Source organism: Pseudomonas sp. MF6747 (assembly GCF_963890955.1).
Lineage (GTDB): Bacteria > Pseudomonadota > Gammaproteobacteria > Pseudomonadales > Pseudomonadaceae > Aquipseudomonas.
The window spans coordinates 276,895-291,463 of the sequence record NZ_CAWPSZ010000045.1 but is presented as its reverse complement, the minus strand read 5'-3'; the positions used below and the strand labels follow the sequence as shown (position 1 = coordinate 291,463).

General features: G+C 61.9%; 1 protein-coding gene and 1 pseudogene. One reads left to right on the top strand and one right to left on the bottom strand.

What is annotated here, in order from left to right:
- Positions 1 to 3 precede the first annotated feature (3 nt).
- Positions 4 to 2,445: a TonB-dependent siderophore receptor gene (locus AACW30_RS25195; protein ID WP_200623730.1), complete on the top strand. Its 2,442-nt coding sequence runs from the start codon at positions 4 to 6 to the stop codon at positions 2,443 to 2,445.
- Positions 2,446 to 2,714: 269 nt separating this feature from the next.
- On the opposite strand, the pseudogene AACW30_RS25190 reads toward AACW30_RS25195, so the two are convergent.
- Positions 2,715 to 14,567 (bottom strand): annotated as a pseudogene (locus AACW30_RS25190) (non-ribosomal peptide synthase/polyketide synthase).
- Positions 14,568 to 14,569 lie beyond the last annotated feature (2 nt).

Here is a 14,569-nt window from a genome sequence, read left to right as displayed (position 1 = left end):
TCCATGCCAGCAAGACTCGGTCTCAGCCCCCTGAGCAAAGCGCTATCCATGCGCCGGGCCCTGAACATCAATCTTCTTCCGAGCGCCTTGGCCCTGGCGATATCGCTGCCGGTTGCAGGTTATGCGCAGGCACAGGAGATCGAGCTGGATATTCCCGCACAGTCGCTGGGGAGCGCCTTGCAGGAATTTGGCCGCCAGACCAATGTGCAAGTGCTGTACAGCCCAAGCGATGTGCAGGGCAAAAGCAGCCGTGCGGTCAAGGGCAAGATGGAGCCGCAGCGGGCCATTGATACGTTGCTGGGCGGGACTCAGACCACTCACAGCTTCAACGGCAACTCGCTGACCGTGACCGCTGCCGGTACATCCGCAGCGCTGGAATTGAGCCCGACCGAGGTAACCGGCAATACCTTGGGCAACATCACCGAGGATTCCGGTTCCTATACGCCGGGCACCATTGCCACGGCAACCCGCTTGACCCTGACGCCACGGCAAACCCCGCAGTCAATCACGGTGATCACCCGCCAGCACATCGAAGACTTCGGCCTCAATAACGTCGACGACGTGATGCGTCACACGCCGGGCATCACCGTGTCAGCCTACGACAGCGACCGCACCAACTACTATTCCCGTGGTTTTTCGGTCAACAGCTTCCAGTACGACGGCATTCCGTCCACCGTGCGCAACGTTGGCTATTCGGCAGGTAACACCCTGAGCGACATGGCGATCTACGACCGCGTCGAAATTCTCAAGGGCGCCACCGGCCTGCTCAACGGTGCCGGCTCCCTGGGCGCGACCATCAACCTGATTCGCAAGAAGCCGACCTCGGAATTCAAAGGCCACGTGCAACTGGGTGCGGGTTCCTGGGACAACTACCGCAGCGAAGTGGACGTCAGCGGTCCGTTGACCGACAGCGGGAATGTCCGTGGTCGCGCAGTGGCGGCGTACCAGGACAAGAATTCCTTCATGGACCACTACTCACGCAAGACCGAAACCTACTACGGCATCACCGAATTCGACCTGTCCCCCGACACCATGCTGACCGTGGGCTTCGACTATCAGGACAGCATTCCACAAGGCACCAGTTGGTCGGGTTCCTTCCCGTTGGTGAAATACGACGGCAGCATCAACAAGATGCCGCGCTCCTACAACAACGGCACCACCTGGAGCTCATGGGAGCAAAACACCCGCACCGCCTTTGCCATGCTCGAGCATGACCTGGGCGACGGCTGGGTCACCAAGTTCCAACTCGACCATAAGATCAACAGCTACCACGCCGACCTCGGCTCGATCCAGTTCGTTGAACCACAAGCCGATGGCACAGCGTCGATCAACGGGCAGAAATACACCGGAGAAACCAAAAGCACCTCGGCCGATCTGTATGCCACCGGGCCATTCAGTCTGTTCGGTCGTGACCATGAACTGGTCGTAGGTGGCTCGATCGGCACCTCGCGCTGGCAGGGCAAAGGCTATTGGTCGCCGGACTGGCCAGGCGGCAACAAAGTGGATTTCTACAACTGGAATGGCAAGCTCGCCAAACCAATCTACGGCCCGGTCCAGCAGTACACCGACGACACCATTCGTCAAACCGGCTACTACGTGACCACACGCTTGAACGTGATGGATGACCTGAACGTGATCCTCGGTGGCCGCGTTGCCAACTACCACGTCACCGGCAACAACCCGTCCTACAAGGAAACCGGACGGTTCATCCCGTACGCGGGTGTGATCTATGACCTGAACGACAATTTCTCGGTGTACACCAGCTATACCGATATTTTCCAACCTCAGGAAAGCACCTATAAAGATCGCAACAAAACGCTGCTGGAGCCGGACGAAGGGCAAAACTACGAGGTGGGCTTGAAGGGCGAGTTCTTTGAAGGCCGTTTGAACACCAGCCTTGCGTATTTCGAGGTGCATGAGACCAATCGCGCTATTCCGGACGATGCCTACAACAACCAATCGCCTTCCCCGGAAAACTATGCGTTCAAGGGCTCCAAGGCCGTCACCAAAGGCTACGAAGCAGAGATCTCCGGTGAGTTGAGCCCAGGCTGGCAACTGCAGGGCGGTTACACCCACAAAATCGTACGCGACGAAGACGGCAAGAAAATCTCCACCTTCGAGCCAGAGCATCAGGTCAACCTGAACACCACCTACAAACTCAAGGGCGCTCTGGACAAGTTCACCGTCGGTGGCGGTGTACGCTGGCAAACCAAGGCCTGGAATGAGATCTGGAACCAGCCGCTCAATAAAAACCAGGACATCACCCAGTCGTCCTATACAGTGGTCGACCTGATGACCCGCTACCAGGTCACCAAGAACCTCTCGGCGACCGTCAACCTCAACAATATCTTCGACACCACCTACTACACTAACGTGGGCTTTTATAACTCGGCAGCCTATGGCGAGCCGCGTAACGTGATGTTCAGTACTCGCTGGGACTTCTGATTAAATGCACTGATCGCCCCAGGCGATCAACCCAACGCCCGATGAAAGCGCCGCTCTCATCGGGCTTTTTTATGCCTGTGTATTAAGGCCATGCTCGGTCAACTGTGAGAGCTGGCTTGCCTGCGATGGCATCGACTGGGTGCCTGATACTCCGAGGTGCATGCATCGCAGGCAAGCCAGCTCCCACAGAAAAGCATGCCTGCCCGACCTGAAATCCAGCACAAAAAAACCCGGATCAATGATCCGGGTTGATTCGTACGTTGCCCTCCTTACTCCATGGCGGCCACCAGGCTGTTGATGAACGCGGCGCTGTCGATAATGCCGTCATGATCGGTGTCGATCATCACCGAACGCTCGATGCGCCCCTGCCCAATCACCTTCGCCATGTTCTGTTCGATCAGGTTTTTGAACTGCCCCGCGCGGCTCAACGAGGCCCACCAGCAACTGACCGGCGCCTGGATCGGCTTGAAGTCCGCCGCTTCCAGGCGTTCGCTCAACGCACGGTCAACCTCCCAGGAAATCTGCGCCTCGTTGCCACGCAGCAACTCTTCCTTGATGCTGGTAAAACCTTCACCCAAATGTTGCTCTGCCCAAGTCACGAACGCATGCCATTGCCCGTCTTCATCCGCTGCCTGACGCAGGCACTCCTGCCACGCACCCTCAATCTGCTCGGCAAACGCCGGGAACATGACCCCAAGCAACGCCGCACGGCGTTCATTGGCGGATGCCTCGCGCCCCTCCTCGATGATCACCGCGTCCCAATACGGCTTGAGCCACTGCGGCGGCGCCGAATCGATCCAGCCGACAAACTCTACCTCACGCCCTGCTTGCTCCAGCGCGTAGGCGACTTCCATCGCCAGGTTGCCGCCCAGCGACCAACCGGCCAGGCGATAGGCACCCTGTGGCTGTGCTGCCAATAATTGCGCGGCGTAATCATCAACCATCGCCTGCCACTCAGGCACCGACGCGCCCTCTTCCACCAGCGCACGGCAGATCACCCCGTACACCGGGCGTTGCTCGCGCAGCGCCAGGGCGATCGCGGTGTAGCAATGCACCGAACCAAAGCTTGGGTGGAACATGAACAGCGGCGTACCCTGGGTCTGGCTGTTGAGCTTGACGATCAACTCGCTGCGCGCATCACCCTGCAGGCAATTAACCTGCCCGCGCACAGTTGGGTTGAGCATCAATTGGCTGACAGACAGGTTGACCCCGCTGACCTGCCGGATGCGTTCCTTGAGCAACAGCACGCGCAAGGAGTGGCCGCCCAACTCGAAGAAGTTGTCATTCAACCCCACCCGCTCAACACCCAGCACCTCGCTCCAGATCGCTGCTACCTGTTGCTCAATCTCGCTGTGCGGCGCCTGGTATTGCTCTGCGCCGTTGGCTTCAGGCTTGGGCAGCGCCTTGCGATCCAGTTTGCCATTCGGGCTCAGCGGCATCTGCTCAAGCACGACCCACTGCGCGGGTACCATGTAGTCCGGCAAGTGCGCGGACAAGTGCGTGCCGACCACGGTTTTCCAATCCTCACTCGGCGCCTGCAATACCACGTAACCCACCAAATGCGTGCCGTCCACGGCCAGCACGGCCGCTTCACGCACGCACTCATGCTCCAGCAGACGCGCCTCGATTTCACCCAACTCGATGCGCAGCCCACGCAGTTTGACCTGATGGTCGATGCGGCCCGCGTACTCGATCACACCGTCGTCGCGATAGCGCGCCAGGTCGCCAGTGCGGTACAGCCGCTCTCCACTGCCGAAGGGGTCAGTCACAAAACGTTCAGCGGTCAACGCCGGCCGACGGTGATAACCCCGCGCCAGGCCAATACCGCCCAGGTACAACTCGCCCAACACGCCCACCGGCGCCGGCTCCAGGTTGCCGTCCAGCACGTAGCAGCCCAGGTTGGCGATGGGCCGGCCAATCGGCACGGCATCACTGCCTTCCTCGACACAGGTCCAGTGGGTCACATCAATCGCGGCTTCCGTCGGCCCGTACAGGTTGTACAACCGGGCAGCGGGCAGCTTGGCAAAAACCTGTTGCTGCGCGTCGACCGGCAATGCTTCGCCGCTGCACACAATGCGTTGCAGGCTCTGGCAAGAGCCGACCGCCGTGTCCTGCAAGAAGGCTTGCAGCATGGACGGCACAAAGTGCAGCGTGGTGACCTGCTCGTCGTTGATCAAGCTGACCAACCGGGCCGGATCGCGATGATCCCCCGGCGCCGCCACCACCAGGCGCGCGCCGGTCATCAGTGGCCAGAAGAACTCCCACACCGACACGTCAAAACTGAACGGGGTTTTCTGCAGCACCGTATCGCCGCCATCCAGGCTGTATGCCTGCTGCATCCAGCAGAGTCGATTGGTCAGTGCCGAATGCCGATTGCCAGCGCCCTTGGGCTGCCCGGTCGAGCCCGAGGTGTAGATCACATACGCCAGGTTCTCGCCATCCACTGCGACATCAGGATTGTGCTCGCTGTAACCTTCAAGCCATGCTTCGCCGGTCTCCAGCACCAGGCTTTGCACGCCTGTCGGGAGCGGCAGTTGCGCCAACAAATGTGCCTGGGTCAGCAGCAGATTCACGCCGCTGTCTTGCAGCATGTAGCTGAGTCGGTCACGCGGGTATTCCGGGTCCAGCGGCACATAGGCGCCGCCGGCCTTGAGCACGGCCAACAGGCCGACGACCAGCTCGATGGAGCGCTCCACCGCCAGCCCCACCAGCACGTCCGGCCCGACACCCGCCGCCACTAAACGATGCGCCAGGCGGTTGGCACGACGGTTAAGTTCGGCGTAGCTCAACTGCTGCCCGGCAAAGGCCAGGGCCGGGGCGTGCGGCGTACGTAGCACCTGGGCCTCAATCAACTGATGCACGCCCTGATGCAGCGGGTAAGTCTGAGCCGTGGCGTTCCAGGCCAGCAACGTCTCACGCTCGGCCTGGGTCACGGACGGCAGTGCGGCCAGGCGTTGGTCGGCATCGACGATCAAGGCATTCAATAACTGCTGGAAGTGCTCGGCCAAGCGCTGGATATGTGCGGCGCTGAAGGCCTGACGGTCATAGTTGAACTCAAGCCCGAGGCTGTCGCCCATGCCCAGCAAAACGGTCAACGGATAGTGCGTCTGCTCCAGGCTGTGCACCGCACCAAAGCGCAGGCCCGACGGAGCGCCTTGCTCCAACGCCTCCGAAACCGGGTAGTTCTCGAATACCAGGATGCTGTCGAACAGCGCCTCGCCACCCAACCCGGCCCAGCGCTGGATCTAGAACAGCGGCGTGTGTTCCTGCTCGCGCAAGCGCACGTTCTGCGCCTGGATCTGTTGCAGCCACTGGCTGACCGACAGCTGCGCTTCAGGTGTGGCCACCACAGGCAGCGTGTTGATGAACAAACCGACTTGCTGCTCGATACCGCGCAGCTCGGCCGGGCGACCCGCCACGGTGGCGCCGAAGGCCACGGTGGCCTGCCCGGTGTGATGTTGCAGGAGCAATAACCAGGCAGCTTGCACCAAGGTATTGAGGGTAACCTTGTTGCTTTGCGCGAACGCTTTGAGGCGTTCGGTGTGAGCGGCGTCAAAGCTCAGGCGATGTTCGCCATTGGCCGCCACCGCAGCAGGCTCATCGTTAGACGGGCCAGGTGCCAGACGCGTAGGCGCCTGCAGATTAACCAGTTGAGCTTTCCAGAAGGCTTCACTGACGGCCTTGTCCTGCGCCTGCAACCAGGCAATGTAGTCGCGGTAACGCCCCGTCGGTGCAGACAGCGGCTCGCCGGCATAGTGTTGCAACACCTCACCAAACAGCTGCGAACCACTCCAGCCATCCATCAGGATGTGGTGATTGGTGTAGATCAAGTGGTAACTCGACGCACCCGTGCGTATCACCGACAGGCTCAACAGCGGCGCCTGCTCCACTACAAATCCCTGGGCGCGTGCCGATTCGGCCAGGCTGTCGAGGGCCGTAGGGCAATCGGCGCGGTCCTGCCAATCAAGCACCTCAAGCGGCATTCGTCGCTGCTTGTAGACCACCTGCAACGGTTGCTCCACATCCGTCTGCCAGAGGAAGCCGCTGCGCAGGATTTCATGCCGGTCAACCGCCGCCTGCCAGGCCTGGCGGAAGCGCGGTACATCCAAACCGTCCACATCGATGCGCATCTGGTTGATGTAATCGCCCGACCCTTCGCCATACAACGACTGGAACAACATACCTTGCTGCATCGGCGACAACGGGTACAGGTCTTCAACCTCAGAAACGGCAAGCGGCAACGCATCCAGTTGAACTTGCGACAGGCGCGCCAGCGGGAAGTCCGACGGCGTCACGCCCTGATTGGCCGCAGCACAGCAGTGTTCGATCAAGGCTTTGAGTTCCAACGCGTACTCATCAGCCAGCTGTTGCACGGTTGCTTGGGCGAACATGGCCTGGCTGAAACTCCAGTTCAACTTCAGCTCGCCGCCGTACACCTGGCCATTGATTTCCAACCAGTTGCCCAGCGGCGCATCAAGGCTTTGTTCGGCGCCACTGGCGTCACCGGAAGGCGCGAACAAGCCCTCCTGTTCGCCGCTCTCGAAGCTGGCGTCGAACTGTCCCAGGTAATTGAACGTGATACGCGGGCGCGGCAGACCCGCCAATGCCTGTTGCGCCTCGGCACTGCCCAGGTAACGCAAGGCGCCAAAACCCAGGCCTTTGTCCGGCACCGCGCGCAGCTGTTCCTTGATCTGTTTGAGCGAACCCGCTAGGGAGTCGGTCGGTGCCAATTGCAATGGATAAAGGCTGGTAAACCACCCGACGGTGCGAGTCAGGTCGATCTCGTCGAACAGGTCTTCACGGCCGTGGCCTTCCAGGCGGATCAGCATCGACGCATCACCGGTCCAGCGCACAATAACGCGCGCCAAAGCGGTCAGCAGCACGTCATTGATCTGGGTCCGGTAGGCACTTGGAGCGTCTTGCAACAAGCGCCGGGTAAACCCTTGATCCAAGTGCGTCGTCACGCTCAGGGCATGCCGGTTACTGACACTGGCCTGTGGGTCAGCGCCCGGCAAACCAGTGCGGCTGCCCCGCAACTGCGTCTGCCACCACGCCAACTCCTCGGCCAGTGCCGCAGTGCCGGCGTACGCTTGCAAACGCTCGGCCCAGGCGCGGGTGGAACTGGTCTTGGCCGGCAGCACCACGCTGACGCCTTCGATCAGTTGGCGGTAAGCGGTTTGCAGGTCTTCCAACAGGATGCGCCAGGACACACCGTCCACCACCAAGTGATGGATCACCAACAATAAGCGTTGCGAGCCGTCGGCCATGCCCACCAGCACTGCGCGCAGCAACGGGCCTTGGCTCAGGTCGAGACTGCGCTGGGCTTCTTCGCCCAGGGCCTCAAGCTCTTCGACGGTGTTCAGCGTGGTCTGCCACAGCACCTGTTCGGCCTGATGCTGCTGTGCAGTTCGATACACCGCATGCCAGCCGTCTGCACCTTGGACAAACCTGGTGCGCAGGGCGTCGTGATGCACGATCAACGCCTCAAGTGCTGCCAACAGCAAAGGCACCTCCAACCGTTGGTGCGGCTGCAGCACCACCGACTGGTTCCAGTGCTCGCGCTGCGGGATGTCGTCGGCAAAAAACGCGTGCTGGATCGGCAGCAACAATAACTCGCCGGTCAGCGCCGACTGATCCAGCACCACTGCGCCCTCACCTTCCCGGGCGACGGCCGCCAGGCTCTGCACCGTCTGGTGCTGGAACAGGTCCTTGGGCGTGAAGCGCACACCCGCTTGGCGGGCGCGGCTGACCACCTGGATCGAAATGATCGAGTCGCCGCCCAGTTCGAAGAAGTTGTCATGCAAGCCAACGCGCGGCAGGCGCAGCACGTCGGACCAGATCGCAGCGATTTTCTGCTCCAGGTCACTCTGTGGCGCGACATACACTTGCTGCATCTGGCTCACGTCCGGCAACGGCAAGCCTTTGCGGTCCAGCTTGCCGTTGGGGGTCAGCGGCATGCGTGGCAGGAACATCAGGTGCGTGGGCACCATGTAATCCGGCAGGCGGGTTTTCAAGGCGCGGCGCAGCGCTTCGCGGCCGTTCGATTGCGCCACGGCGTCGTCGATCAGCGCCGGGTCCAACGGCACCACATAGGCGACCAATTGCTTGCCGGATGGGCCCTCCTGAGCCACCACCACGGTTTCACCGACACTGTCCTGCTCGCGCAGACGGGCTTCGATTTCACCCAATTCGATACGGAAACCACGGATCTTCACCTGATGGTCGACACGGCCCAGGTAGTCCACCACGCCATCCGGGCGACCACGGGTCAAGTCGCCGCTGCGGTACACACGGCTGCCGGGTTTGCCGAACGGGTCCGGTACGAAACGCTCGGCGGTCAGTGCCGGGCGCTCCAGGTAACCTCGGGCGACGCCTTCGCCGCCGAGGTACAACTCACCCGCGACGCCGATGGGTTGCAGGTTGAGCTGCGCGTCCAATACGTAACCGCTGCGGTTGCCCAACAACGTACCAATCGGTGCGTAGACGGCGCCGCAAGGGTCACCCCTGCGGGCCTTCCACAGCAGCGGCGTCACCACGGTTTCGGTCGGGCCGTAGCCATTGAACAAGTAGGTTGGTTTCAGCGCACGCCAGGCCAGGTCATAGCTGGCCTGCGCCACCGCGTCACCGCCAAAGCAATAGACGCGCACTGCGGGTGGGTTGCCGTCGCGCTCGGCGTGCTCGGCCAGTTGCTGCAGATAAACGGGCGGGAACACGGCCATCGTCACGTTGTGGCGATGCATTTGGGCGTAGGTGTATTCCGGCAGCCACAGGCTGTCGTCGCGAATCAGTACGCTGGCGCCGTTGATCAGCGGGTGCATCCAGCCTTCGTGGGAGCCATCGAAGGCAAACGACATGAAGTGCAGTTCGCAATCCGCCGGGCTGGTTTCGTAGCGCTCGCCGGTCGCAATGATATGCGCCACCAACGGACCGTGGGACACCGCCACGCCCTTCGGCATGCCGGTGGAACCGGAGGTATAAATCACGTAGGCGAGGTTGTCGCCGTCCAGTACAACCTGTGGAGCGCTGTCGTCAGCGTCGGCCCAGGCTTCGGTCTGATCAACGGCAAGTGCTTCCAGGCCTTCGGGAATCGGCAATCGCTGCTGCACCGCCGAATGCGTCAGCAACAGTTTGGCGCGGCTGTCTTGCATCATGTACAACAGGCGATCGCGCGGGTATTCCACGTCCAACGGTACGTAGACGCCACCGGATTTCATCACCGCCAGAAACGCCACCATGATCTCGGCACTGCGCGGCATGGCGATGGCCACGCGCACTTCCGGCCCCACACCTCGGGCGATCAACGCATGCGCCAGGCGGTTGGCCTGGCCATCGAGTTCACCATACGTCAGGGTCTGCAAATCGAATTTCACTGCCACGGCATTCGGGTTTTCCCGCGCACGGTCGGCGACCAATTCGTGTACCAGGCGCTTGGCCGAGAAGCCCGAATCGGCGCAGTTCCACAGGTGCAGAATCTGTTGCTGCTCGGCACTGTCCAACAGCGGCAATTGGCTGAGGCTTTGCTGCGGGTTGGCGACCATGCCCTGCAACAGGTTCTGCCAATGGCGAGCCATACGTTGCACGGTGCCGGCCTCAAACAAATCCTGGGCATACCCCAGCGTGGCCCAGATACCCTCGTTGGATTCCTGAATATCCAGGTCCAGATCGAAGTGCGCAGTCTTGCTCTCCCAGTCCAGTCCTTCTACCCGCAACTGCGGCAGTTGGTGCTGGACCTGGGCCTGGCCGACATCGGTCTGGTGGTTGAACATCACCTGGAACAACGGGTTGTGGCTCAGGCTGCGCTCCGGTTGCAAGGCTTCGACCAGTTGCTCGAACGGCAGGTCCTGATGCGCCTGGGCATCCAGCGCGCGCTGGCGCGTGTGCTGCAATAACTGCTCGACGCTCATCTGGCCATGCAGGTCGGCCTTGAGCACTTGCGTGTTAACGAAGAAGCCAATCAGGCGCTCGGTCTCGCTGCGATTGCGGTTGGCAATCGGCACGCCGACGCGGATTTCTTCCTGGCCACTGTAGCGGTGCAGCAAGGTCTGGAACGACGCCAGCAACAGCATGAACAGCGTCACACCTTGCTGCTGGGCCAATGCCTTGAGGTCATGGGCAAGTGTCGGCGCCAGCTCGATAGGCAGGCGTGCGCCACGATGGCTCTGCACGGCCGGGCGTGGGTGGTCGAAGGGCAACTCCAGCACACTCTGCTCACCGCCCAGTACCTCGCGCCAGTACGCCAGTTGGCGCGCTTTCTCCCCCGCGTCCATCCAGTTGCGTTGCCACACGGCGTAGTCAGCGTATTGAATCGGCAACGCCGGCAATTGCACGCCCTGCCCTTGGCTGTATGCGGCGTAAAGTTGTACCAGTTCCTCCACCACCCGCTGCATCGACCAACCATCGGACACGATGTGATGCTGAACCAGCACCAGCACATGTTCGTCAGCAGCCAGACGCAGCAGCGTCACGCGCAGCAACGGCCCCTGTTGCAGGTCGAACGGCTGGGCGATTTCAGCTTCTACGCGCGCCTTGAGTTGAGCTTCCTCGACGTCGCCGCACACGATCTGTACCGACGCCAGCGGGTCAATCACCTGCACCGCGCCGTCGTGGGTCTGGCGCACATGCGTGCGCAGGCTTTCATGCCGTGCCAGCAACGTGTTGAAACTGCGCTGCAGCGCCGCCGTGTCCAACTGCCCTTTCAGGCGCAAAGCGCTGGGCACGTGATACGCAGCGCTTTGCGGCTCCAGTTGCCAGAGGAACCACTGACGCTCCTGGGCATACGATAAAGGCAGCGGCTGATCACGCCCCACCGGCACCAGCGCCGGCGCCTTTGGCGCGTTCGGGGAATGGGCTTCAATAGCGGCGACAAAACCGTCCAGGCGCGGCTGCTCGAACAGAGCCTTGAGCGGCACTTCCAGGTTCAGCGCCTGCCGAAGGCGCGAGACCACCTGCATCGCCAGTAACGAATGCCCGCCCAGCTCGAAGAAGTGCTGAGTCAGCCCGACCCGCTCGGTGCCCAGGATGTCGGCCCAGATCGCCGCAACCTGCTGTTGCAGGGCGGTAACCGGCGCTTGCCAATCGGCTTGCGCCGACGTGGCATCGGGTTTGGGCAAGGCCTGGCGGTCCAGCTTGCCATTGGGGTTCAACGGCATGCGCGCGAGGAAGATCAGGTGCGCCGGCACCATGTAATCCGGCAATTGCTCGCGCAGGCTGGCCTTGAGTTGCTCACCGGCAGCCAACTGTTCTTGCTCGGCCAGCGGTTGCGTCGGCACCACATAGGCCAGCAGTTGATTGTCAGCCGCCAGCAACAGCGTTTCGCGCACGCCGGCCTGGGCCAGCAGCAGCGCTTCGATTTCACCCAACTCGATACGGAAACCACGGATTTTTACTTGATGGTCAACCCGCCCCACGTACTCAATCACCCCATCGGCGCGACAGCGTGCCAGGTCACCGGTGCGGTACAGACGCTGGCCCGAGCGGCCGAATGGGTCGGCCACAAAACGTTCTGCGGTCAGCGCAGGTTGCTGCAGATAAGCACGCGCCAGGCCGCTTTCACTGGCGATATACAGCTCACCCACGGCACCGGCCGGCAGCAGGTTCAAATCGCGATCGAGCACATACAGACCACGCCCCGCCAGCGCGTGGCCGATAGGGCTGGCGCTGGCACCGATCACGGTGGTGGCGTCGCTGCAGTCCAACACACTGGACACTACGGTCGCCTCGGTAGGCCCGTAAGTATTGAGCAGGCGTACATGCCCAAGCCCCGCGTGACGCCACAGCGCCGGGCCGTCCAACGGCATGGCTTCGCCGCCGATATGCACCTGGCGCAGCGCACCGTAAGTGCGCGAGCCGGCCACCAGGCAATCCTGCAAGAACAGTTTCCAGTAGGCCGTGGGCAAGTCGGCCAGGGTGATGCCCTGAGCGATAATCTGCCGGTACAGCTCGGCGCCGTCCCACAGCTGCGGGCCACGCAAAACCACGGTGGCTCCGAGGGTCAGCGCCGGGTACAACTGCTCGACGAAACCGTCGAAGTTCAGGGTCGCGAACTGCAATACCCGGTCATCCGGGGTCAGGCACGAGTAGTCGGCGGCCATGCGCGCGAACTCACTCAAGGCGCCATGGTCGATGGCCACGCCTTTGGGTTTACCGGTAGAGCCCGAGGTGTAAATAACGTACGCCAGGCTGCGCGACTCGAAGTCGAGCCCCGGGTTGTACTCGGCGCACTGCGCCAGTTGCGGATCAGCCAAATCGATGTCCAGGGCCAACAGCTGCTCAGCCATTGGCAGGCGTTCACGCAGTGACGACTGGGTCAACACCAGGCGTACGCCGCTGTCTTCGAGCATGTGTGCCAGGCGCTCACGCGGGTATTGAGGGTCGAGAGGCACGTAGGCGCCGCCTGCCTTGAGCACCGCCAGCAGGCTCACCACCATGGCAAACGAGCGTTCCACAGCAATGCCCACCAGCACGTCCGGCCCGACGCCCTGGGCGATCAAGTAGTGGGCCAGGCGGTTGGCCTGACGGTTCAATTGGCCATAGCTGATGGCCTGCTCATCCAGCGCCAACGCCTGACGCTCAGGGTTCTGCTGGGCCTGAGCCTCAAACAACTGGTGCACCGCGTGCAGTTCGATACCGGTAGCCGGCGCGTTCCAATCCTCAAGGACCACCGCGTGTTCGGCCGCGCCGAGCATCACGACATCACTGAGGCGGCTGTGAGGTGCACTCACCACCGCGCTCAGCAGGTTCTGCCAGTGCTGAGCCAGACGCTCTATCGTTGCAGCGTTGAACAGGTCGGTGGCGTAGGTCAGTGCCGCCCAAATGCCTTCTACGGATTCATGGGTGTCCAGGCTCAGGTCGAAGTGCGTGGTCTGGCTGTCCCAGTCCAATTCCGAGACGCGCAGACCGGGCAATTGCTGGCCCTCGCGACCGCCCTGGGCGTCGGTCTGGTGGTTGAACATCACCTGGAACAATGGGTTGTGGCTCAGGCTGCGCTCGGGCTGCAACGCCACCACCAGTTGTTCAAAGGGCAGGTCCTGATGCGCCTGGGCTTCCAGCGAGCGACGCTTGGTCTGCTGCAGCAGTTCGACGAAACTCATCTGCCCGTCAAGGTCGGCTTTGAGCACCTGGGTGTTGACGAAAAAGCCGATCAACCGCTCCGTCTCGACACGGTTGCGGTTGGCAATCGGCACGCCGACGCGGATATCCGACTGCCCGCTGTAGCGATAGAGCAAGGTCTGGAACGCAGCCAGCAACAACATGAACGGGGTCGCGCCCTCTTGCTGCGCAAGGCGCTTGATACCGCTGACCAATGCCGGTGGCAAATCTACCTGCAAGCTGGCGCCGCGATGGCTTTGTTGCGCCGGTCGCGGGTGGTCGAGGGGCAATTCCAGCACGGGTTGCTCGCCGCCCAGCAGTGCCTGCCAGTAAGCCAATTGACGGGCTTTCTCGCCCGCTTCCATCCAGCCGCGCTGCCACAGGGCGTAGTCAGCATACTGGATCGGCAGGTCCGGCAATTTCAGGGTTAGGCCCTGGCTGCAGGCGGCATAGAGCTGCACGAGCTCATCGACCATGACCTGCATCGACCAGCCATCGGAAATGATGTGGTGCTGCACCATCACCAGCACATGCTCATCGTCGGCCAGTTGCAGCAGTGTCACGCGCAATAGCGGCGCCTGGAGTAGATCGAAAGGCCGCGCGACCTCGGCTTCCACCTGCGCCATCACGTGCTGTTCGTCTGTACGCACCTGCACGATTTCGATGCGAGCCTCAGGCATCACGGCCTGCAACAACTGCTCACCGTCCTGCACCAAGCGGGTACGCAGGCTTTCGTGGCGCGCCACCAAACGGTCGAAACTGTGTTGCAGCGCCACCAGGTCCAACTGGCCTTGCAGGCGCAGCGCGCCAGGGATGTGATAGGTGGCGCTGTCAGGGTCCAACTGCCAGAGGAACCACTGGCGTTCCTGAGCGTAAGACAAGGGCAGTGCCTGGACCTCGTGGCGGGTCGGGGCAATCGGCAGTTGCGCGAAGCTCATGCCACGCGCTTGCAGGCGCTGATAAAACTGCTGACGTTGTTCAAGCGGCAGGCGAAGAAAGCGCGAGACCAGATCGATATTAGGGTTGGAAAGCATGG

What these genes read in the sequence shown, in the direction of transcription:
- AACW30_RS25195 (WP_200623730.1), top strand. Translation starts at nt 4, where the DNA reads ATGCCAGCAAGACTCGGTCTCAGCCCCCTGAGCAAAGCGCTATCCATG.